This is a genomic window from Luteolibacter pohnpeiensis, assembly GCF_016595435.1.
In the GTDB taxonomy this organism is placed as follows: Bacteria; Verrucomicrobiota; Verrucomicrobiia; order Verrucomicrobiales; family Akkermansiaceae; genus Luteolibacter; species Luteolibacter pohnpeiensis.
Window position 1 is genome coordinate 15,799 of the sequence record NZ_JAENIJ010000033.1, and the last position, 22,835, is coordinate 38,633.

At 51.1% G+C, this 22,835-nt stretch carries 15 protein-coding genes; 6 read left to right on the forward strand and 9 right to left on the reverse strand.

The features are described from left to right. Nucleotides 1-76: 76 nt before the first annotated feature. Entirely contained in the window at nucleotides 77-889 is an 813-nt protein-coding gene (locus tag JIN85_RS16595) for an AraC family transcriptional regulator (protein ID WP_200272864.1), read from the forward strand. A gap of 95 nt (nucleotides 890-984) precedes the next feature. On the opposite strand, the gene JIN85_RS16600 is transcribed toward JIN85_RS16595, so the two are convergent. Together JIN85_RS16600 and JIN85_RS16605 are read right to left on the reverse strand one after the other, a co-directional pair. Beyond that, the gene (locus JIN85_RS16600; RefSeq protein WP_200272866.1) at nucleotides 985-1,740 is read right to left on the reverse strand and encodes a LamG-like jellyroll fold domain-containing protein; all 756 of its coding nucleotides are present in this window, start codon (nucleotides 1,738-1,740) and stop codon (nucleotides 985-987) included. A gap of 130 nt (nucleotides 1,741-1,870) precedes the next feature. Continuing rightward, complete coding sequence (locus JIN85_RS16605; protein WP_200272868.1) at nucleotides 1,871-4,648, reverse strand: alpha-L-fucosidase; 2,778 nt, start codon at nucleotides 4,646-4,648, stop codon at nucleotides 1,871-1,873. A gap of 153 nt (nucleotides 4,649-4,801) precedes the next feature. On the opposite strand from JIN85_RS16605, the gene JIN85_RS16610 reads away from it, so the two are divergent. Next, nucleotides 4,802-5,326 (forward strand): hypothetical protein, encoded by a 525-nt coding sequence (locus JIN85_RS16610; protein WP_200272870.1) that lies wholly within the window; start codon nucleotides 4,802-4,804, stop codon nucleotides 5,324-5,326. A gap of 353 nt (nucleotides 5,327-5,679) precedes the next feature. After that, nucleotides 5,680-7,965 (forward strand): GH92 family glycosyl hydrolase, encoded by a 2,286-nt coding sequence (locus JIN85_RS16615; RefSeq protein WP_200272872.1) that lies wholly within the window; start codon nucleotides 5,680-5,682, stop codon nucleotides 7,963-7,965. 125 nt (nucleotides 7,966-8,090) lie between these two features. On the opposite strand, the gene JIN85_RS16620 is transcribed toward JIN85_RS16615, so the two are convergent. The 4 genes from JIN85_RS16620 to JIN85_RS16635 all read right to left on the reverse strand — a co-directional run bounded on the left by JIN85_RS16620 (nucleotide 8,091) and on the right by JIN85_RS16635 (nucleotide 9,733). Beyond that, the gene (locus tag JIN85_RS16620; RefSeq protein WP_200272874.1) at nucleotides 8,091-8,456 is read right to left on the reverse strand and encodes a hypothetical protein; all 366 of its coding nucleotides are present in this window, start codon (nucleotides 8,454-8,456) and stop codon (nucleotides 8,091-8,093) included. Nucleotides 8,457-8,496: 40 nt separating this feature from the next. Continuing rightward, nucleotides 8,497-8,967 (reverse strand): hypothetical protein, encoded by a 471-nt coding sequence (locus JIN85_RS16625; RefSeq protein WP_200272876.1) that lies wholly within the window; start codon nucleotides 8,965-8,967, stop codon nucleotides 8,497-8,499. A 133-nt stretch (nucleotides 8,968-9,100) separates the two neighbouring features. Next, the gene (locus JIN85_RS16630) at nucleotides 9,101-9,268 is read right to left on the reverse strand and encodes a hypothetical protein (protein ID WP_200272878.1); all 168 of its coding nucleotides are present in this window, start codon (nucleotides 9,266-9,268) and stop codon (nucleotides 9,101-9,103) included. 141 nt (nucleotides 9,269-9,409) lie between these two features. After that, nucleotides 9,410-9,733 carry a hypothetical protein gene (locus JIN85_RS16635; RefSeq protein WP_200272880.1) on the reverse strand — a complete coding sequence of 108 codons (324 nt, stop codon included), beginning with the start codon at nucleotides 9,731-9,733 and terminating at the stop codon, nucleotides 9,410-9,412. A gap of 67 nt (nucleotides 9,734-9,800) precedes the next feature. Here JIN85_RS16635 and JIN85_RS16640 point away from each other — a divergent pair, with 67 nt between their 5' ends. Together JIN85_RS16640 and JIN85_RS16645 are read left to right on the forward strand one after the other, a co-directional pair. Beyond that, nucleotides 9,801-11,405, forward strand: a complete 1,605-nt coding sequence (locus tag JIN85_RS16640) for an RNA-directed DNA polymerase (protein ID WP_200272882.1) — start codon at nucleotides 9,801-9,803, stop codon at nucleotides 11,403-11,405. Continuing rightward, complete coding sequence (locus JIN85_RS16645) at nucleotides 11,402-12,136, forward strand: hypothetical protein (protein WP_200272884.1); 735 nt, start codon at nucleotides 11,402-11,404, stop codon at nucleotides 12,134-12,136. Before JIN85_RS16640 ends, JIN85_RS16645 begins: the two co-directional genes overlap by 4 nt. 720 nt (nucleotides 12,137-12,856) lie before the next feature. Here JIN85_RS16645 and JIN85_RS16650 read toward each other — a convergent pair. Both JIN85_RS16650 and rnr read right to left on the reverse strand, forming a co-directional pair. Then, nucleotides 12,857-18,400: a choice-of-anchor D domain-containing protein gene (locus tag JIN85_RS16650; RefSeq protein WP_200272886.1), complete on the reverse strand. Its 5,544-nt coding sequence runs from the start codon at nucleotides 18,398-18,400 to the stop codon at nucleotides 12,857-12,859. Nucleotides 18,401-18,499: 99 nt separating this feature from the next. After that, nucleotides 18,500-20,941, reverse strand: a complete 2,442-nt coding sequence (gene rnr, locus JIN85_RS16655) for a ribonuclease R (RefSeq protein WP_200272888.1) — start codon at nucleotides 20,939-20,941, stop codon at nucleotides 18,500-18,502. A 178-nt stretch (nucleotides 20,942-21,119) separates the two neighbouring features. On the opposite strand from rnr, the gene JIN85_RS16660 reads away from it, so the two are divergent. Further along, nucleotides 21,120-21,686 (forward strand): type II secretion system protein, encoded by a 567-nt coding sequence (locus JIN85_RS16660; protein WP_200272890.1) that lies wholly within the window; start codon nucleotides 21,120-21,122, stop codon nucleotides 21,684-21,686. 97 nt (nucleotides 21,687-21,783) lie between these two features. Here the strand turns inward: JIN85_RS16660 and argB are convergent, their stop codons facing one another. After that, nucleotides 21,784-22,653, reverse strand: a complete 870-nt coding sequence (gene argB, locus JIN85_RS16665) for an acetylglutamate kinase (protein ID WP_200272891.1) — start codon at nucleotides 22,651-22,653, stop codon at nucleotides 21,784-21,786. Nucleotides 22,654-22,835: the final 182 nt, after the last annotated feature.

Here is a 22,835-nt window from a genome sequence, read left to right on the forward strand (position 1 = left end):
TCATTCATTTGTGTCTTTTTCCGCAGAACCACGCATCAATCGAGGTTGCTATGAACATCCGCATTCCGGTGTTGGCATGGAATTCTCAGCTCTCGGAGGCCCGATGGATGAAGGGCAAATTCTCATTCACGAGGTCGGTTATCTGGAAGAAAACGATTGGTGGATTTTCCCAAATACGGTGAGTCCGTTCTGGCGTTTCTATTACAATTTCGATCCGGGTCACCATGTGGTTTTTCGATCCCACACCATTCCGCTGGAACCGGCAAACATGGTTCTGATTCCAGATCATCAGGTTTTTGATTCGCGGGGAATGGGAAAAGTCCGCCACTTTTGGGTCAACTTTTCGTTAGATCTCGCCCTCAAGAAGGGCGATTCCGTCATCCTCCCGATCCGTCAGCATGAGCTGGACTGGGTGACTGCGATTTCCAAGATCATCATCGGTAATGATCCGCGCAAACACTTCAACGTGCTGCATCAAACTTCGGCGCTGCTTCATTCCGTTTTCACGCGGCCGGAGATTCCGTGGAACGATCATCCAAGATCGCCAAACGCGCTGAAAATCGCGGCCTACATCGCCAAGCATTATGCCGAGCCATTGGAAGTTTCGCGGCTGGCGCAAACCGTTGGAATTTCCGCAAGGACCTTGTCTGACCTGTTTCAACGCGAATACCACATGAGCGTGCCGCGCTTCATCGCGCGGGTTCGCATTCGTGAAGCGGCGAGGATGTTGGAAAACACGAATCTCAGCATCGAGGAAATCGCCGAGCGCACCGGCTTCCCGAATCGCTACTATCTCACCCGCGTATTCACCAAGATCACCGGCAAGCCACCTGCCCGCTATCGCAAGGACAGCCTGCCGGGCAATCGTAGCGATGCAGATTCTCATTGAGTCAAATCCTTGGTGTGCGGATTGTGCCCTTTGAAGGCCAATGCACGAAACCTTCAAAGGGCAGCTCCCTAGCAGCAATGAAACGATAGTGCCTGTCAGGCGGATCGGCGGCGCGCGAACAACATCCCGCCGAATCCGAACAATCCTAACAATGCGATTGAAGGTTCTGGAACCGCCAGCAGATCGCTCGTGGAGAACGCACCGGAATCAAAAGTAAAGATGCGGGCCTCATCGATGGAGCCATTGAAGTAGGCGGACGCCCCTGAACTGACTCCGAGATGGATCGTACTTGCGGAGTTGATTCCTGCGCTCGTGCTATCGCCATAGGCAACGCCGTTCACGTAATAGGTCGTCACTCCATCCGCGCGCACCAAGGCAAGATGAACCCACTCATCGGTAGAAGACGGCGTGTAGGCATCTCCGACGAAACTCGAACTGGCCAACGCACCCGCGAGCGATCCATTATCAAAAGACAATTGCAGGCCTCCATCATTCCCACCGGTGCTGAAGATGGTGGTGTTACCCTGCATCAGGTCACCGACTTTCACCCAAGCCTCGATGCCAAAGTTATCATCTGGAGCAAAATTGCTGGAATAGAAACCCTGGGTCGATCCATCGAAGGTATAATACGCAGTCGAGCCAGGAGCTGGATCTGACGTTGAAACGGTGATCCCGGTTGCATTCACTGCATTCAGGATATCATTGCCATTCCCTGAGCTATCGACGGCACTGCCATTGGTGAGAGTTCCGTCTTCGCCCATGCGATAATATGCGATCACGTTGATCGCTGCCGAAGCGGTTCCCTGAACCAAAAGGCCGGCTAACAAACTGCTGAAGATAATAGGTCTCATACGAATTTAGTTACAATCCGGGAAAGACTGCCGACATCATGAGAAAGCGTCCATGCACACTTTGGTTGTTATTTGTATCCATTTCCGCAACAACCTTGAAAGTCGACCACCTCTCTGAATGCACCACCATTCACCGATCTGTATTCACCCATAAGCGAACAAAGTTCGCACCGGCTTCATCATCGGCAATCCTCACCTGAACCATTTGCCCGACTTCACCTGGATTGGTGATGAGCTCCTCCCAATTTAACAAATCCTGAGATTGTTCGACTTGATAGACGGCATCTTGGGTCGCACGAAAAAATGAAAACGTGGCTCCATCTTCCATGGCGAGTTTCGGCATCATTTCTGAGGATACCGGCCGCTTGGGTTGCGTGATTCCCAATGCGAATTTCATCACATTCGGCACCCCGTCCCCACCGGGCGAATGGTCTGGTTCCGCCAGTCCTTGTTCAATATCTGCGGTCGAGAACCCCTGCTGTTGCCAGACTTTATAGGAAGAAGTCGAAGGATCGGGCTTGGAGGAGTTTTGAATTTTCAACATGGATATCGATACCGGCCCGCTTGAAGTAAGAATCTTCAGTCGCAGTTTCGAAGTCGTGACGGGAGAAAGATCCACCCGCAATGACTCACCGATGGTCGTGCCCTGATGAACGGACTGCCACTCGCCATCGGACCACGCATCCAACTCGAAAGTCTTGGCGCGCCCCACGCCGTTTTCCAGATATTCATTCAGGATCACTCGATCAAAAACCGTCTCAGCTCCGAAATCCAATTCCAACCAGGATGACGTTGAATCCGAACTCGCCGCCGCCCATCGTGAATCGGGATTTTCATCGATCGCAAACGATGCGCCCCAATTCGCCGTGTTGTTATCCCAAACCGAACTCGCGGATGCGGTGGCACCTTCTGCCAGGTTTTTAGGAAAAGGCCGGCCCGGCTCCAACCCGAGCCTGTATGCCAATTCCTTGAGGGTCGCGACATTGCTATCTAACAGCCGTCCGTTCCGATCCGGTGGCGCGTTGAAAACGAGGATATTGTTCTGCGCGGTAGCGATATCGAAATATCTTTCCAGAGATCGCAGCGACTTCGAGCCCAGTTGATCCGGATGATAGAACCACTCATCATCCGGCGACATCGTAACAGTAGCTTCGAATGGCAGGTAATAAAGCTCCGCGCCATGCTGGAATAATTTGTTATCCGGGAATGCAGGCATTTCTGGATCATGGGTGCGGAAGTCGGTAGGGAAAAACCGGATCGGATCGCCTTCTTTTTGATCCGTTGGATGAATGTCGTTGCTTCCCAAACCAAGACCGGGAAGGCCAATATTCCGATTCACCGTGATCTGACATTCCGGCTGCAACGACTTCACCAAGTCATAGATTTCCGGAACCTTCCAATCTTCTGCCGGGCGATCCCATGCGCCATCAAACCAAATTTCGCATACCGGCCCGTAGTTGGTAAGGAGCTCGGTGAGTTGGTTTTTCATGTAGGTGATGTAACCGCTGAAATCTGCAGCCCGATAAGAGGGTTCATGACGATCCCAAAACGAATAGTAGATCGCGAACTTCAAACCGTGACGACGGCAGGCATCGGATACGGCTTTTACGACGTCCGTCGTATTTCCGGAAGCCCCTACATCATAAGTCGTCCACTTGCTATCCCAGAGGCAAAAACCGTCATGATGTTTGGTTGTTAGAATGAAATAGCGCATTCCGGCTTCCTTCGCCGCCATCACCCATTGGTCCGCATCGATCGCTGTCGGAGCGTAACGAGTTGCCGAAGCCGAGCCATCACTCCACTCCTGATCGAGAAACGTATTGATCCCGAAATGGCAAAATAAGCCGTATTTGCGATCGATCTGCGCTTGCTGGAATTTGGAGGGCACGGTCGCAGGTTCGGGCTCTTGATAGGGAGTGATACTCAGATTCGCCGAGGAGCTGGTGGCTTCACCCAATGCATTGCTCACCTTCAAATGATAAGCTCCTGCGAGATTCGCGGAAAATGCAGGTATATCCAAAATGGCATCCGAGCCAACTACGGCCGAGTCCGCATCGCGAATCCACTGATAGTTGAGCGGCTCGCCACCGGCCACCTCTGCCGTCAACCGGGCAATGCCACCTTCACGGACGGCAAAGTCCTTGGGCTGTTCCAGAAAACGCGGAGCATCGGCGGTCGGCGACTGATACCAGAGCAAATCATGGGGATCGAACGTGCCTGCCTCGAAGGAAAAAATCCGCACCTCGTCGACCGCGCCCTTGAAATACGCTCCAGCACCTGAATTCACCGCCAAATGCAACACGCTGCCATCATTCGGAATGGAAGTGTTCGAGTCCCCCCAAGCTACGCCATTCACATAGAAGGTGGTCGTTCCGGCATCGCGAACCAATGCCACATGCACCCACTCACTGGTGGAAGATGGCACGTAACTTTTTCCCACGTAAGTTTTCCCGGCCAATGCCCCACATAAACCACCAGCGTTGATGTTATAAGCAATTTGCAGCCCTCCCTCATTTCCTCCGGTGCTGAAAATCGTGCGGTCACTTTGCGTTAAATCACCGATCTTTACCCATGCCTCGATCCCGATGTTGTTCTCCGGCGCGTTGTAATTGACATCGTAAAATCCCTGATTGGTGCCGTTGAAAGTGTAGTATCGAGTCGATCCAAAAGGTGGCTGCTCCGATGAAATCTGGACACTGCCTCCATTCAGCTCACTGGAAAAATTCCGGCCTTTCCCAGAACTATCGGTGGGACGATTCGAGGACTGGGTTTCATTTTCTCCCAGATGGTAAATGGCTTCTACCTCGACTGCTGCCGAGGTAGAAGCAAGCGCCATGAGTCCGGTGCAAATCCCCGCCGCAACGGCGCGACGGGAAAGGTTTGGAAAAGCTTCTCTCAATTTCTGCATGGCGATGTTTGGGGTAAATCGCCGGGATTTTTCCGCAAACCAAGCCCGGCGTCTATGTCTTCGAGCGTCACCATTTGTGTCTTTATCGGTGATTGCCCTGTTGCCATTTGCAAAACGGAGATTTTTTAGTCAACTTGCTGTAATCCAAGTCACGTGAAACACCTTCTCGGAAATTCTTCCTACCGCCAGGAGGTCAGGCGGCTCATTCCGCGTCTGCTAGCTTTTGTTATCGTGCTGGCCGGTGGGCTTGGATTGCTCATCTTTTGGAACTTGCCGCGCATGAAAAAGATCGGGGAAGTCCGGATCGATGGTGTTGGAAGATTGGAAATGGCAAGCCAGCAGGATGGAGATATTTCGACCAACGTTTTTTATCGGCTGATTCGTAACGGAAATCCCATGCCCGAGTGGACTCATACCGGGTGGACGCTCGGTAAAATTGAGCCCTGCATCTACGCGAACACACCGGATGGCCGCTTTTTCTGCATTGCTTCTCAAGGCGAGGTTCATTTGGACCGCTACACAGGGTCGCCGTCCTTACCTCTCATGATCATATACGACCGGAAAAACGACGTGGTTTGGCCCGCTGAACCATCCAAGAATTTACCTGAGTATCATTGGGATAACGCCTGGAAATCACTCAAAGCCGCGAACCCTGCGCTACCTGACCCGGCGATCTGATCCAAAAGCCGAAACCGCAGAGGGGTCGGAGGCCTCCCTCTGCCGTTTCTTCCATCAATCTGTTCCGTTGGGGGAATCTGCGTGGGGGGCGTCGGGGGGATTTTGTCAGCTCGGCTGGCTGGGGGGAGGCCTTTCGCGCTGACGAATGAAACATGGCAGAAAAACCGCGCGTCCACCATTACGTGATCCCGTGGCCGTCATCGCGTAGGCTACCCTGAAAGATCGATCCCGAATTTTGCGTTTTCGGAGGGCAGTTTCCCAGGAAACTGTATCTCCTTGTGATTCAGCCTCCTCATGATATTCCCATGTTTCGATCCTTCCCGGATCTGAAACCCATTCACGCTTAGAATTTGATGAAATACGTTCTACTATCCATGCTATTGCTTCCGGGCAGCCTGGCGTTCGCGCAATCGAAGCCGCCAGCACTGGTCGATCTGGCCAATCCATTGCAGGGCACCGACTCGACCGGCGGATTTTCCCATGGCAATACCTTTCCGGCCATTGCCCTGCCCTTCCCGATGAATGTCTGGGCTCCCTACACCCAGCCTGCAAAGGACCGGTTCTATTATCAATATCGCCAAAACAAGATCCGCGGCATTCGCCAAACCCACCAGCCAAGCCCATGGATCGGTGACTATGCGAATTTCTCACTGATGCCGGTTTTCGGAAAACTGGCAGTCAACGAGGAGGATCGCGCGTCCGATTTCCGCCACGAAACAGAAATCGCCACGCCAGCCTATTACAGCGTCCATCTGGATACCCCGAAGGCGACTGCGGAAGTCACTCCAACCGTCCGCGCCGCCAGCTTCCGATTCACATTCGAACAATCCGGTGAAGGCTACATCGTGGTCGACCCATTCGACGGCGGCCCGGAGATCAAGATTTCCCCGGACCAGCGCACGGTGACCGGGATTTGCCGCAACAACCACGGCGGCGTTCCTGACAATTTCGCGAACCATTTCGTCATCGTTTTTGATCAGCCCTTCACCGCCTACGGAACCTGGGATGATTTTTCCACGAAAGCCGGTGAAACCGAAATTTCAGGCGGCCACTGCGGCGGCTACCTCAAGTTCGATGTCAAAGCAGGCGAGCCGATCACTTGCAAAGTCGCCTCGTCATTCATCAGTCTCGATCAAGCGAAGCTGAACCTGAAACGTGAAATCGGCGATGCGGATTTCGACACGGTGAAACAAAAAGCCGACGCGACCTGGAATGAGACTTTCGCCAAAATCAAAGTCGAAGGCGGCACCGAAGAAGAGCAGCGCACGTTTTACAGCGCCTTCTACCGGAGCGTGATTTTCCCGCACCGCTTTTACGAGCTCGATTCGGATGAGACCACGATCTATCAGAGCCCGTTCGATGGGAAACTCCATAAAGGCTATCTCTACACCGATACCGGATTGTGGGACACCTTCCGCGCCTCTCACCCGCTCTACAATTTGCTGTTCCCTGAAATCAGCACGGAAATCATGCAAAGCATGGTCGCCGTTTACGATCAGAGCGGCTGGCTGCCAGCCTGGTCCAGCCCGGGTCATCGCGATTGCATGATCGGCAACCACTCATTCTCATTGTTCGCCGATGCCTGGGTGAAAGGCATTCGGACCTTTGATGTGAAAACAGCCATGGATGCCATGGTTCACGACGCCAACACTCAATCCCCGGAGAATAACAAATCGCTGGGTCGCGACGGTGCCGCTTTCTATCAGAAATCCGGTTACGTGCCCTATCCGGAATACCGCGAAGCCACGGCGAAAACACTCGAGTTTGCCTACGATGACTTTTGCGCCGCGGTTTTGGCCAAAGGACTCGGTCGCACCGATGACATGAACGAATTCGCCAAGGACGCGCTGAATTATAAAAACGTCTTCGACCCGGAAGTCGGCTTCGTCCGTGGCCGCAAGAGCGATGGCACCTGGCGCGAAAACTTCGACCCAACCGAATGGGGTGGCCCATTCACCGAAGGAAATCCATGGCAATGGACTTGGAGCGTCTTCCATGACATTCCCGGCTTGATTGACCTGCTCGGCGGCAAGGACGCATTCACCAAAAAACTGGATGGCGTTTTTTACACTCCGCCCGATGTCAATGTCGGCACCTACGGCGGCATGATTCATGAAATGACCGAAATGGTCGCAGCCAACATGGGCCAATATGCACACGGCAACCAACCGGTGCAGCACATGATCTATCTCTACGACTACGCTGGCCAGCCTTGGAAAGCCCAGGCCCGCGCGCGTGAAATCATGACCCGCCTTTATCAATCGACCCCGGATGGATTCTGCGGCGATGAAGACACCGGACAAATGTCTGCCTGGTTTGTATTCAACGCGATGGGCTTCTATCCGATGTGCCCCGGCACCACCCAATACATGATCGGCAGCCCCCTGTTTGACCGGATCACGCTCTCGCTTCCGGGAGACAAAAAATTCGTGATCGATGCCAAGGCAAACGGACCGCAGCGCCCATACATCGGCTCAGCAACCCTCAACGGCGGATCATTCAATCGCACCTTCCTCGATCACTCGGAGATCACCAAAGGCGGCAACGTCACATTCGAGATGACCTCCGCACCGAACTACAAATGGGGCACTGCGGAAGACAGCCGCCCTGGATCGGCGCTGGAAGATTTGAAGAAATAATTGCCATCCCACCACCTCGGCAAACACGTGGTTCGCCCCACGACTTGCCAGTTCAAGCCCTGTGATCCCAAGCTTAGGCTGGGAAAGCAGGGCTTTTTGATGAGCAAATCCCTACAGCTCCGCCATCAAACATCCTCCCGCCCCCATTGCGGATGGATCAGCAGAACCAGACCTAACAAGATCGCCAAAACCCCGTAACGGCCGGGGGAATAACGCCCTAACATGGAAACGGAGCTAGGCGAATTCAGAACAAGACTGACGACACCGATCAGCATCGCAAAGATACCAATCGCTCTCGGCCACAAGCGGGATGGCCGGGCAGGAATCACCTTCTGAGCAGCACGCGCTGCCCGGATCAGATCATCGATTTCATCACGACTTAGCACAGCGCCCCAGTTGCGCTTTTCCAGCATTGCCAAAATAGAGCGGGTTGAATGCCCATCGAATGCCAACTCTTTGACAAGATCTGCTGCCTCAACGCGTTCCAACATGATTGGCTATTGCCTAGCCACACACGCAGAAAAAGCCAAGTCATTTTTGCCTTTCCGCACTCAAAAATCGAGATACCAAAAGCGGCACGCCGATCAAAAGCGCGACCGAGAAGCAAAACGTGATATCGGCGATGAACGTCGGATGCATGTCACTTTGCAAATGATTGACCTTCGCTGCCCCGACCAGGATCACCCCGACGAACAGATGAAAAGGGACGAGTAAAACAATCAGGCCCTTGAATGAGTCAGGCCAGATGCAGGCGATGGCGGATGCAATACCGATCCCACCAAATGCAGCCGCAGTCATCCGCAACCAATAATCCAGCATCGGATCATACTCGATAAAGTTCGCCCCCATTCCCATCAACTGCTCCGCGCAGGATTCCCACGAAGCAAAGAGGAACGTAAACGAAATCCCCCAACCCACCGCGCTCAACAGCAGCCCCAACCGCAACGCACGGTTCCACCATTTCGTCTTCGGGATGAGATCGGGAGAATTCAGTAAGTTCATGTTGTCTAAATAAATGTCAGATCGCCCCGACCTGACAAGCCCCTTGCCCCATGGGCCCCTACGGACCGGCAAAGGGTTCAGATCGGTAGAAATGCATCCCAATAGCGGAGTCGCCCGGCCCATTTGTCAGCCATCAGACCGGGATCGGCTCGGCTTCCAGCGCCTCGTTGAGGTCGTTGAAAAACTGGTGCTCCCCGGGGCCAGCCTGTTCGCGCTGAAAGCGGGCGGCTTCAACCAAAACCTCGGGAGAATCGGTGGCGAGGATCTCGAAAGTTTCAGCGATATAGGCATCCAAGTCCATCGCCCGCGGAGTGTCGCTTTGAAGGTTGAGTTGCCTCACGTTCAACTAACAAAGACACATTTTAACTATCAGCAAGCTTGCCTCTCAGCGAATAACTAACTAGTGACTTCTTGCAGTTAGGATTTCCCCCTAGAAAACCCGTTAATGTTTGCCCCTGAATCCGTTGCCCACAAGCCCACCGACACTCCATTGAGCGCCGTAGGGTGGGTCTCTCGGTTGAAGAACGAAGTGAAGTTCGCGGCGGGAAGTAGAGTCGATTTCCGGAGAACGCGGGGTGGAAGAATCCACGCAAACTCCGTTCTGCCCGCCGAGGGAAAAACTCTCGAACCAATGTTCACGCAGCACCACCCTGACAAAGACTTCACAGAATTGGAACTTAGCGAACTTCGCGCCTTTGCGGTTCAGACAGCAACGAAGTCCCACGCAACCGGCATCGACCAACTCGAAGCGGACCTCGTTCGCCAAATCCCCCCCCTTATAACCGACTACGTCAACCCGACCTTACAACTGCATTTAGAGGAGCCATTTGAAAATGACACCAGACGAAGCTTTTCGACTAGCGGCAAAGAACGTCGCCGCATTCGGCGATACGGACATTTTTCCTTCGCCGCTCGATAGATTTCCATGCGCCGATAAAATCGACGAGGTCGTCAAGGCGCTCGAAGAGATTGACAGGACTTTCCATCAGTATCTGGCCAGCCACCCTCCTGAAAACATCAATGCGCTAGCGCCGTTAGGATATACTGCCTTTCGTTGGGCTACACAGATAGACCCCATATGGAACTTGTATTATCTGGCGCTTGTGCTCCTGGTCGCTGAGTCAATCGAGGCCAAACGAATTCCAGAGACTGAACGTACGGTATTTTCTTACCGCTTTCGACCCGATCCGAATTCGGCTCACCTCTTTGGCAATTCTACTTGGAGAGATTATAAGAAGAGGGCGATTGAGATGTCGCATACCTACCCGATCGTTCTGGTTGCCGACGTTGCCGAATTCTACCCTCGAGTTTCGCACCATAAACTGGAAAACGAGCTGCTGCGGCTGGGATTGACTACTGATTATCCAAAACGCATCAAGACCCTTTTCTCCAAGTTCTCACAAACTCGTTCCTACGGATTACCTATAGGGGGGCCGGCGTCACGAATTCTGGCTGAGCTTGCCCTCAATCCGGTAGATACCTTTCTCCACCGAAAGCAGATCCCGTTTTGCCGATACGTTGATGATTTCCACATTTTTGCGAATTCGCAGCAGGAGGCATACAATCATTTGGCGTTTCTTGCTCAGTTGCTCTTCAACGAAGGCCTGTCATTGCAGAAGACGAAAACCCGGATCCTTACGGCCAAGGAACTACGGGACGCGTCGACCTATCTCGATTTCACGGAAACAGATGATCCTTCCGAGTTACCTCCTGAGGCAAGGCTCATGCGCTTATCCCTACGTTACGATCCCTACTCGCCAACAGCCGAGGAAGATTACGAGTCTCTAAAGGATGCGGTTTCTTCGATCGATATTGTAGGGATTCTTTCCCGTGAGATCGCTAAGTCAAATATCGATACTCAAATCACGAAACAGGCAATCATTGCAATTAGAGCATTGGCACCTGAGCATCGGGGCGGCGCAGTTCAAGCGCTACTCAAACCCGAAAGCCTCGAAACTCTCGCGCCAGTGTTCAGCAATATCATGCGCCTTTTCCGGAGCCTATACGAGGATCTCGACGAAAAGACCAAGGACCTCGCTGATAAGACAATGATCGGGCTCTTCAATGAGGATTCTCACCTGATCCACATTGATCTCAATCTTGCCTACCTTCTCAAAGTATTTGGGCAACGCCGATCAAGCGAGAAGGAGACCATTTTGATTAAACTCTATGATGACAACCAGTCGCCCCTCATCAGGAAGGAGATCATTTTAATCATGACAAAATGGGGGGCGACTTACTGGCTTTCTAACATTCTGGGAAGGTTTGACACACTATCTAAATGGGAACGTAAAGCGTTTATCGTTGCAGCTTATCATATGAATGACGAAGGCAAACATTGGTTGGACCACATCAAGCTTACTCTCTCCCCTGATCAGAATATTGTGAGAAAATGGTACAAAGAACGAATGAAGCTAATTAAGGAGGTCCCACTATGATCTCTGAGAAACAGCTTTCGGAATATTTTCACTCGTTCTGGAAAAGTCACTTCCCGCTTCTGGATACCGCTTACGTGAGGCGATTCAACGCCGAGAACAAAATCCGACTATTCGATATCGAGGGTCAAGTTGTCTTGCCGGTTCCGATTGGCGAAAAGGTGGAGAGATTCGATCTCGTTTCAGAACTGGCCTTCGAGCTTGCTCGAGAGACCTACCAATCAAGTCCATACAAAGAGCCAGACCTAGAACAGGCGAGAGTGCGTGCAGAAGCCACCATTGCACGGCTAAAGGGACACCCAAAGATATCAAGCGTGACTCGGTCGGAGTTAACTGAAGCAAATGCGCTTCTTGATGTTTACTCCGAATTCTTCAGAACGCTGCCGGAAAATTCCGTGCTTCAGTTTCGCCCGCGGATCAGAGGTGCTGGCGTTCTAAACTTAATGGAAGGAGACTTTGCTGATGCTGATACGTTATTCGAAGTGAAGGCTGTGAACCGGAATCTTCAATATACCGACCTGCGACAACTTCTTTGTTATTTGTTCTGCGGACTTGGTTCCAAGAAATACTCTTGGACGCGCTATTGCATTTTCAATCCTCGACTAGCAGTTCACTACACAGGCACCATTTCTGGCCTCTTGGAATATTTAAGCGGACGCCCTTTGAACGAATCCATATACAACGTTCTTGATGCACTTATGGAGCGGGAGCAGCCGTTAGAGTCCTTATTTTAAGTTTTTCAATATCCCAAAGAACTTCTCAAGCTTTATCATCTCGGAAGTCTGAAGTTACCCCCACATCACCATGCCCGTCGCCCGACACGTCGGCTCCCCCGGGCGGATCGAATCATCTGCTCCTCGGTTCCGACACGATTTCTCTCAACGAATGTGGCCTCTTGGGTTTTTGGAGGCGCTTTGGGATGAAGAAAGCCGGCGGGACGCTGGCGCTCCCTTCTTGGCGCGAAACCTAGGGGTTTATTGCGGTCGCGGTTGGGTGGCGAGGTTGGAGGGGCTTCTTTGTAGGGCGGGGGTGGATTCTGATGGTACGTCGGAGACTTTCTTGGGATGAGTCCTCAAGCGTGGAAGTTCGCCTTGGACCATCACATATCGGGAGAATGGGGGCCTAAGTGGGTGAGGAAAATTCGAAGGTATGTCACAGACAATGAGGGGTTTTTCGTTACCAACTTTACATTGTTCGTTACCAGCTTTGGTTTGTTAACAGCACCGACGGCTGAGTTGCTGGGCCGCCTTGGCAAGTCGCACTTGAAACTCCGTCTGGGTGATTTTCAGTTGAGAATGTCCGTGGTTGTGGAGCCGTGAGGGGCAGCTGAGTTTAAAGGCGATTGCTCGATCCAGCGCCCATGATTGATCCCTTTGCTTTTCCGCCGCGCGCATTAAGCTATCCACGATCTTTCACCGGGAATGATAGAGATAAATGAATAGCTTTTTATCAAACTAATCTTTTGAATAAAATTTGAGACGGACGAACATCTTCGAGCTGACTCCAACAGGTGCCTGAAAGCGATAATGGTTGCCAGATCCAAGTCGGGGCAAATCTTGCCATTCTTCACTATCAAGATTCGGGGACCACTCTGCTCCCCAAGTATAATCTGATAGATCTGGAGCATCAAACTCGATTTCATAAGTGCCATCTTTCATATTCCATTGGGGCATCTTATTTGGCACTGGATTATTTGGATTCGTCCCGAGACCATATTCAAATAGGTTGATTATGCCGTCACCGTCAGCGTCTGAAAAATTTCGGGCAGAAACAGAATTTTGTATGATTCCGAATTGTGTACCTCTCCAGTCATCAATTGGCGAAGTTCTTCCTGTAAAATTACTAGGGGAAAATTGACGATAGCTGGATGAGGTATTCAAGATAACGGCTTTAATTCGAATCTGTCCGGAATTTGACAGATCTGAGGTCGCAATCTCCCACCCCCCTGAAATTCGATGAGCTAGACCTAGATCAGTAAACACCGAATGCTTAGTAGAATCTGGAGCATAAATCTCGAATCCAACCTGACTGAAGCTAGGGCCACTCCCTCTTGGAAACCATTGCAAGGTTTCGGGATTTGGGGAAAATGCATCAAATGACGCGGTCTCGCCCTTTAGAATTTTCACACCTCCTCCATTCGCTCTAGCCAATAAACTTCCATCGCTCAAATGTGTAATTTGAATTTGAGAACGCCCCCCCATGAAATAGGAAATATTAGGACTAAATTCTTTATCCAATGCACCATTTGGCAGCAACCGGCAAATATATGGAGTCTCAACCCCATCAACCTTAAGGAAATCTCCAGATACAACTATCTTATCATCTCCCTGAATTGAGAAATGTGAGATTATATCTGCAGTGGCCGAAATAAATGAAGGATCATCTTCACCAGCAGTTGTAATTCGCCTCAAGTGAAATTCCACATTTGATTCAGAATCCGTAAACTGACCAGAAATCAACAGACCACTGTCTTGATAGGCAATTTGCGAAAATATTCCTGAATAGGCAGGCGTAAATTCAACATCGATACTCCCATCTCTCAAAAGATGAATCAACCCAGAACAGTCTACACCATTGAACGATTGAAAATCACCGGCAACATATACTCCTCCAAGCCGATCTGGCAGGATATCATTGACCGAACCTGATGTCCCAGTGGGCTTGAATGATTCATCAACCGATCCATCCGATTTTAATTTTACAATTCCACCGTAAATATCCCCGTTATAGGTATTAAACTTACCACCCAAAAAGACACTACCATCTAGAGCTGGAGCCGCACAAGCAACATAACCTGTTCCTGTATCTGCGGTGAAGGCCGTGTCTATGGATCCATTATCGCCATTCAATTTAAAAAGAGAAAGCTCACTCGGCATATCCCAACGTGTTCCACCTACAAGAATTTGACCATCAACCAGAGAAGCAATGAATCTGACATTCAAAAATCGATCTGACACAAACGCCGAATTCAATACACCACTCATGGAGTACTTCTGAATTCGAGAATAAATTCCATCATCATTTCTAATCCCCCCAATGACAATATCTCCATTCACATCTTGGATAGCTTGAGAAACCTGATATCCCGATACTATCAGTTCATTAAAGGCATTCACAACCGGAACACCCGTCCCTAACACGGAAAGACGAATTCCTGTATCGTCGTAAGTTATATAAAATGTATAATCTACTCCTTGATATTCAATAACAACATAGCCTTTATCTGGCAAATTTGCAATCTCCTCAGTTGGTCGTGTGGTATAATTCACCAACGTGAGGACACTCAGTGGTTCAGGTGCAAAATCCAGTAATATCGTGCCTAGCGTTAGCCCTGCCAATGATCCTGAGTCGTTTCCAACTCGCAATGGAATTCCCTCCGGATAGAAGAAATGAGGATTGTATTCTCCTCCAACAGCACCACCACGTAGATTAACTAATACTTCTAAATCCGATGAATCGCCAGCCATGACATGCAAGACCGCCTCGTGGACTCCTGGCACAGATGTATCGAATCGAACTGTTAGCACTGCTGTCCCCAAAACCGGCAAGGTTCCAATATCTGTGCTAGTAACCCGGAATGCCTCTGAGCCTAATCCAGTTATCGAAGCGCTCACATTCCTAAGTGAACGAGTTCCGGTATTTCGAATCACGAAGCTTTCTTCATGATAGAAATTATCCGGAACATCCCCGAAATCTACAATGCTCTCTGCAGAGTCAATTAAGGGATGCTCGATTTTAAATTCTCTTTTTAGTTCACCTAAATCCAAGTATAACTCGCCAATTGAAGAGCTTTTACCCGTAACGGTGAGACCACTAAACCAGGTTGCCCGAATCAATCCCGAAGAAGGTAAATCAGAAGCTATAACCCTCCAATTACCATTAGCCGAGCACTCCCCGTCAAGCGGGCTCCAATTCGAATCCCCCGTCGCAGAAAGCTCGAATTTCACGAAATCAACCGCTGCGCAAGTCCCACCAACAATCAATTCTGGAACTTCAGAATCATTCAACTCGAAGCTTGCTTCAGATGGATCGTTCCGTAACCTTGCGATTCTCTCAACAGGAATTCCGGAGATTTCGGTGAAGTCACCACCCACTAGCACTGAACCATCGGAATCCAAGGAAATGACATTTACATAGTCATTCGCCAGGGCTTGAAAGCTCGGATCGATTTCACCATCCGAGAAGTATCGATAGAGTGGGCAAATAGCCGGTTGGTCAGGAACAGAGACACGGAAATATGCGACAATCATTTTACCGTCGGACTGAAGCGCGATCGCCCGAACCGAAGTCTTGGCAGGAGTCGAGGGAAACCCTTCAACGAGAGTGCCATCTAAATTCAATAACGCGAGGGATTTCAGAGCTACTCCATTTAAAGTTTTGAATTCACCACCAAGGATAATTTTGCCGTCAGGTCTTATTACGAAATCGTCAATATTCCTATCGGCTGTCACAGTATTGAATGACGTGTCAAGGCTGCCATCGCTCAATAACTTTCCTAGTAATCTGGGATAGCCTGTTTCATTACCATATAGCACAAGGATTGTTCCATCCGGACAAACCCCCATACGTTTCACTAGACTACCATCCTGCTCGATAAATGTGGGATCGACTGTCCCATTCGGGTTCAGCCTTTGGAGGTGTTTTACAGTGGTGTATCCATCCCCTGATTCACGAGGAACCTGATCGTATCTTACCCCTAAGATTTTTTCATCAGGCTGCAAAGTCATTATATCAAAGTTAAATTCAGAGGCTGAAAAATTCGGATCAACCACACCCTCAAAATCTCTCTTTGTCAGCGAATAATCGACCATCTCAAGCTTTCCATCTGGCAGCATGAGAGATACGCCTGGCTTTACGCTTCCGAAAGGGTCCAGTCCGGGATAAACCATACCATCTGGTGCTACTGCAATCTCCACCACGCTTGAGCTAAAATTCCCCAACGACACATCGCTAACCGGGACGCCAGGACTTTCATATATCAAACCAAAATCATTTCCATCTCCACCGATATAAGTCGCAATAAACTGATACGAACGCCCTTCGTAATCCAGGGTAATTTCCTGACCTTGATCAATATCCTTGAAGGCATATTTACTATAACCACTAATGATAGGAATAAAAAGACCTGGATAAGGTTCATATTCCAAACTTGGGCTCCCGATTTCATATGAAGACCAATCAGATTGCGTGGCCGTAATTATAGACGAGGTATTCGACATCAATTGCGGAGACAATACCATTGCACTGGTACCTTTGAGAACATAGGAGATCGGAGGCAAATCCGACCCTTCGACTGATAGCGATAAAACCGCCGATTTTTCCCCAACTTCGTCAGGCTGGAAATCAATACGAAATGCTTTAGCACCCAAAGGAGTAAGTGGCCCTGACTGAAAGTCTACGGTAAAATCATCTGCATCCGGGCCGGTGATTTCGGCGACAATACCAGGATAAACAGAACTATTAAAATTCGTAAGCTGATAATATTTGGAATAGTTGAAAGTTGGAAGCACATTGCCTAGCTCTAATTCTGAAGATGGAGTCAGCAATGTTCCTTGATCTTGCAATGCAAATTGAGATTCAGATAATTCCCCAACACTCAAATAGGTCGCCTCAATACTTCTATTGGCATTGCTCCGCGTCATAGCTCGGATAGTACTGCCAACCGGGAATTCTGGTAAATTTTCAACTACCCAGGATCCATCCCTATATGTTGGAACTCCTAATGATTCCCAGTTACTACTATCGGTCTGCAGCACTTCGAAAGCAATCCAGGATGCCTCCGGGGCACCACCGGCCTGGGTGAAGGTAAGCGTTCGGTTTTCATCAATCGACATTGTGGTGACCGTTGCGTCATTATAAAACAGCCCCAGAGCACGAGCATCGTTTCCTACGCCCTTAGTCGTTAAAAGCACACCAGAACCCAGCATCCATTGATTCGAAAGAACAAGTAATTGACCTATTGTCGATACCGTAGATAGATTCCCACTGAAGGTGCTATCCGACTCCAAGCTTCCATCGGCAAGCAGGCGACTCAAATGTCCGCCGTAGGTGCTCCAAACGATGGTCTTTCCCCCTACCTGAGGAATCATCCCATCGACCTCAAATCCTGGAGCCGCTAAAAATTGTGAATCGCGTGTTCCATCCGCATTGAGACGGATCAAACGCTTTTGAGTAGTTTCTTCAGTTACAGTGGATTCAACTACTAGGAACTTTCCATCCGGAAGTGGAAAAAAAGGTCCAGCACTACCGACTAAATCGGCTTGGAAAGAATGATCTGTTGTCCCGTCCGAATTTAACATCGCCAATTTGGCAGCGGCCTCACCATTCAAGTGCTCAAACGAGCCTCCAACCACGATCCGACCATCTAGCAAAGGCTGAATAAATGCAATCTCACCGTCCGGATTCCACGAAAACTCCTGCTCGGTTGTGCCGTCATCGGCTAATCGGAGAAAAAATGGTGTGCTAGTTTCGCCCTCTCCAGCTACACCTTGAATGAGAAATTTACCATCCCCTTCCACCACTACGGATGATACGACACCATCGTAATCTGTTGCAAATGTTGGATCTAAAGTGCCATCATGATGGAGAATTTGCAATTTCGGGACCGTTGATTGACCATCCGGACTAAACGTACCACAAACCAATATTCTCGAATCTGCTAAAACGTAGATTTGCGTCTGGAACTCAGCGCCTATCCTTAAATCGGGAGCGAAATCCAGATCCTTGTGATTCGCAAATTTGAGGTCATCGACATAATCCGGGAAGAACCTCTGGATACCATTGGACGTACTGCGGTAAATGGATTCAGCGACCAAGATACTCCCGTCTGCCTCAGATGCAATTACTGGTCGATAATTACCATTATCCAAATTACTACTCCTTAAATACCCAGGTCGAGGCTGGCCAGGGCGCTGTGCGGAAACCAGTGTGGTAGTGAGAAGAATGGAGGACGCGACAGCAAAGCCACGAAACAGAGCTGAAAAGGAAATCGAAAGCATGCGAGGATAGGGTTGCTATCAATAGGCGTGCCGCAATTAAAACATCCACTTGCTCTAAGACAAGCTAAACCTCAGCCCCCGTCCTGCCTTTGAAATCTCTCACTTCCTCTTACGCTTGCCAGATTTACCGCCGTAGCGGGCTTTTTTGAACGGCTTGGAACTTATGTCGGCGTAGCGGGATTTCTTCGCGGTTGAGTTACCTTTAGATTCAACTTCCAGGACCCCACTTTTCTTGGTCTTCGCTTTTTGTGAGCTTTGCTTTGCCTTGTAAGATTTGCCAGCCCCCTTGTCTTTTGTGGCTTTGCCTTTTCCCTTTGGGCTGGGGGTGTGGGTTCCTTCTGTGGTTGGCTTGCCTGCGACTGCGAAATCGACGAATCGGCGCTCGGTGTTGATGGAGGTGATTCGTAAAGGGATGCGCATGCCGAGTTGAATGACATTTCCCTCGGATGATACCCAGGCCATGCGGTGTTGCTCAAAACGCCAGCGGCCTTTTGGCAAATCCTCGCGCTTGACCGCGCCACGTACGCCCATGTCGGGAATTTCCACCATCAATCCCATCGGGCGGACATCGGTGATGAGTCCGTCGAAAATGCGTTCGTCCTCGGTCTTGAGGACGTGCTGGAGGTATTCCAGCAACTTGATCTGTTTGGTCTCGCTTTCGGCTTCTGCTGACGTGCGTTCGGTGTCGGAAATATGGCGGGCAAATTCCCGCAGATCGGCCTGTGACGGTGTGCGATCGACCGGCTTTGGCGGGTTCTTGAGAAACGGCTGAAGCGAACGATGCACCACCAAGTCGGCATAGCGGCGGATCGGCGAGGTGAAGTGGGTGTAGTCCGCTTTCGACAAGCCGTAATGGCCAAGTGGCTCGGCTGAATACGCGGCGCGTTTGAGCGATTTCAGCAGGCCGAGTTTGATCACGTGCTCTTCCGGTGTCCCTTTGGCGGCATCGAGAAGCTTTTGAATGTGATCCTTGTTGGTGAGGTCACCCGGTTTGTAGCCATGCAATTTGGCGTTCTCCGTGTAGTCCATCAAGCGGGATGGATCTGGATCTTCGTGAATGCGGAAAATCGATGGCTTCTGGCGCTCGCGAAGCACTTTGGCCACGGCCTCGTTGGCGGCGAGCATGCATTCCTCGATCAATTGATGGCTCTCGGTGTGGATCACCGGTTCGGACGAGACCGCGTGGCCGTTCTCATCCAGCTTCACCTTGATCTCCGGCATTTCGAGATCGAGCGCGCCAAAGGCAAAGCGGCGTTTGCGCATGGCGGACGCGAGTTTCCAGCCTTCGCGAACCAACACCGCGAGACCACGGGCGGAGCCCTTCGGCGCCGGTTTGCCATCGAGAATCGTCTGCGCTTGTTCGTAGGAAAGCTTGGCGCGCGAGTGAATCACGGCATCGAAAAACGTCGCCTTGAGCACGCGGCCGTCGAACGCGATCTCCATCAGCGCGCATTTCGTCAAGCGATCGACGTCTGGTTTCAGCGAGCAGATGCCGTTAGAAAGTTCCGTTGGCAGCATCGGCAAAACGCGATCGACGAGGTAAGTTGAGTTGCCGCGTTCGGACGCTTCCTTGTCCATCCGGGTGCCGGGTTTCACGTAATGCGAGACATCGGCAATGTGCACCGCGAGGGTCCAGCTGTTCTTGTTTCTCTTCAGCCAGATCGCGTCGTCATGATCCTTCGCATCGGCGGGATCGATTGTGATGACCAGCTTGTCGCGCCAGTCCTCGCGGCGGGCGATTTCCTGATCTTCCGGAGTCTCCGGGACGCTGCGTGCTTCATCCAGCACGTCGTCAGGAAAGGAGGTGCGGAGGCCGAAGCGATGGATCACCGAGATGATATCGACGCCGGGATCGCCTGGCCAACCGAGCACCTCAATCACGCGACCGCGCGGGGTCGAGTTCCGGTCCTTCCATTGGGACAAATCCACCACGACAAGCTGTCCCGGTTGGGCGGTGGTGTCGCCGGTGATGTCGATGAGGCCTTCAATCGCTTTATCATCGGTTTCCACCGAGTTGTATTTTCCTTTCGACCGAAACACGCCGACGACGCGGTTCGACCGGCGAGCCAGAACTTTTTCCACTTTCGCGCGGAGTTCCGGTTCTTCCGGCGTCATTTCCTGGCGGGTCCGAAATGGCCGACGGGCGTGGGCCCGTTCGATCGTCACCAGCACGCGGTCGCCATCGAGCGCGGTGCCGGTGTCGCGCCGGTTGATCATGATGCGGTTGTTCGTGACCAGGTCGATGCCGGTGGCGGCGTTTTGTTCATCGGCCATGTCCGGGAAGAACATGCCGTGGCCTTTCGGATGAAATTTCAGCGTGCCGGCAAGGCGGTTGTTCGAGCGGACGCGCGCTTGATAGAGGCCTTTTTTCTCCGAGGTGATTTTCCCATTTTCCACAAGGGCATCCAGCGTTCCGCGGAAGGCGGCGCGATGCTTAGGGGGAATGCCCAGCTTGCGGGCGATCTCAGATTTTGTCATCGGCCGGGCGCCGGGAGAACCGATGAGATCGAGGATGGATTGACTGAGATTTTCACCGGACATGGGAAGATGGTGCAAAATTTGGGAGAGGCTGGCGAGCGTTGAGAAAAAAATTGCAGTGATCCCCGGTATTGTTTATGTATTTACCTTGTGAACGATACGTGGATTCGGACTCAGTCTTATCCAAGTTCCCAATTTTCGTACTGGAAATGCGCCCCTGAATTTGAACCCTTCCTGCAACATGAAAACCCCGTCTTCAAACCGGCTCCGCCGGACATCCGGATTTACCCTGATTGAGCTTCTGGTCGTGATCACGATCATCATGGTGCTTGCCTCCGCCGCATTTGTTGTCGGAAGTAAAGCAATCAATAAAGCTCGTAAAACAGTCGCCACCGCCATGGCGACCGGCATTGATTCTGCCGTAAATCGTTATTATAACGAGTATAGCAGCATTCCTGATGTTGGATCGAGCGTTAGCACTGACAGCCCTGAAGGCGTTCGTCTGCTAAATATTCTCGCAGGTCTTGATGACGGCGATGATAACCCAAAGAAAATCAAGTTTTTGGAGCTGAAACAGGCCAAAGGCAAACTTGATGGTGCCACCATGTCTGACAGTGGTAAATACACGGGGCTCTATGATCCATGGGGTAATCCTTACACCATCTTTTTGGATCAAGATTACGAAGAAAAGGTCACTGTAAAATTGGGCAGCATGGAGAAAACACTACCTAGCAAACGAGTTGCTACCTGCACCATTGGAGCCGACAAAGTTGCCGGCACACCGGACGACGTCAAATCCTGGAATTGATCCTGCGGAAATTATCGAATTTCACAGCCCTTCGCGTTCATCCGCGAAGGGCTTTTTTTGTGATCAGCTTTTCACCGGAACGAAGCCTGCCGGGAAATCAACGCACCACCTCGGTGCCAATTCCTCCGTCGGTGAAAATTTCCAGTAGCAAGGCATGCGGAAGGCGTCCATCCACGAAGTGGACCTTACGGACACCAGCATTCAAGGCATCCACCGCGCTGCGAATTTTTGGAATCATGCCGCCCGAAATCGTTCCATCGGCAATCAACTGATCTGCTTCTGAACGAGTCACCGATTTGATCAAGGTCGATGGGTCCTTCGGATCTGCCAGCAGGCCGGGCACATCGGAAAGATAAACCAATTTGGCAACGCGGAGCTCTTTGGCCAGTGCTGCAGCTGCGAGATCGGCATTGATGTTCAATGATTTTCCGGTCGAAATTTCACAGGCGAGTGGTGAAATCACCGGCACGATCTCCGCCCTGCGGACCGCATCCATTTGGCTCAACTGACAGCCGACGACTTCACCCACGCGGCCGAGATCGACCCGATTTCCTTCGGCATCGGTCGCCTTGAGTTTTTCTCCCAAGAACACGTCATTCCCCGGAATCCCAACTGCCTTGCCACCGAAATCGCGAATCATGCGCACGATGCCCGGGTTGATTTCGTCCGATAGAACGCGGGAAACAATATCGATGGCTTCATCGGTCGTGACCCGGAAGCCGCCGATGAATTTCGCCTCAAGGCCGGCTTTTTCCATCGCGGCCGAGATCGCCTTTCCTCCGCCGTGGACGACGATGGGATTGATTCCAGCGACTTCGAGGAAAACGATGTCCCGCATGACTTTGGCCACCAGCTCCGGATTTTCCATCGCGGAGCCACCCATTTTGATCAGGAAAGTTTTTCCTCGAAACGCCTGAAGGTAGGGCAGTGCTTCGGTGAGGGCGTTGGCTTTGTCGATTGGTTGCATGAGAGGGCGAATGGCTAAAATCTGAGGCAGGAATTATTTTTCCTACTGGCGTGGTTTGCGTGGTGATTTTTTCGATTTTTTGGTAGTCGGCTTTGGTTCCGGCTTTGGTTCCGGCTTTGGTTCCGGCTTTGGTTCCGGCTTTGGTTCCGGCTTTGGTTCCGGCTTTGGTTCCGGCTTTGGTT

Excerpts from the sequence above, each read along its gene's own strand:
- JIN85_RS16595 (WP_200272864.1), top strand. The coding sequence starts at position 77 with ATGGAATTCTCAGCTCTCGGAGGCCCGATGGATGAAGGGCAAATTCTC.
- JIN85_RS16600 (WP_200272866.1), bottom strand. The coding sequence starts at position 1,740 with ATGAGACCTATTATCTTCAGCAGTTTGTTAGCCGGCCTTTTGGTTCAG.
- JIN85_RS16605 (WP_200272868.1), bottom strand. The coding sequence starts at position 4,648 with ATGCAGAAATTGAGAGAAGCTTTTCCAAACCTTTCCCGTCGCGCCGTT.
- JIN85_RS16615 (WP_200272872.1), top strand. The coding sequence starts at position 5,680 with ATGAAATACGTTCTACTATCCATGCTATTGCTTCCGGGCAGCCTGGCG.
- JIN85_RS16620 (WP_200272874.1), bottom strand. The coding sequence starts at position 8,456 with ATGTTGGAACGCGTTGAGGCAGCAGATCTTGTCAAAGAGTTGGCATTC.
- JIN85_RS16625 (WP_200272876.1), bottom strand. The coding sequence starts at position 8,967 with ATGAACTTACTGAATTCTCCCGATCTCATCCCGAAGACGAAATGGTGG.
- JIN85_RS16630 (WP_200272878.1), bottom strand. The coding sequence starts at position 9,268 with ATGGACTTGGATGCCTATATCGCTGAAACTTTCGAGATCCTCGCCACC.
- JIN85_RS16640 (WP_200272882.1), top strand. The coding sequence starts at position 9,801 with ATGACACCAGACGAAGCTTTTCGACTAGCGGCAAAGAACGTCGCCGCA.
- JIN85_RS16645 (WP_200272884.1), top strand. The coding sequence starts at position 11,402 with ATGATCTCTGAGAAACAGCTTTCGGAATATTTTCACTCGTTCTGGAAA.
- JIN85_RS16650 (WP_200272886.1), bottom strand. The coding sequence starts at position 18,400 with ATGCTTTCGATTTCCTTTTCAGCTCTGTTTCGTGGCTTTGCTGTCGCG.
- rnr (WP_200272888.1), bottom strand. The coding sequence starts at position 20,941 with ATGTCCGGTGAAAATCTCAGTCAATCCATCCTCGATCTCATCGGTTCT.
- JIN85_RS16660 (WP_200272890.1), top strand. The coding sequence starts at position 21,120 with ATGAAAACCCCGTCTTCAAACCGGCTCCGCCGGACATCCGGATTTACC.
- argB (WP_200272891.1), bottom strand. The coding sequence starts at position 22,653 with ATGCAACCAATCGACAAAGCCAACGCCCTCACCGAAGCACTGCCCTAC.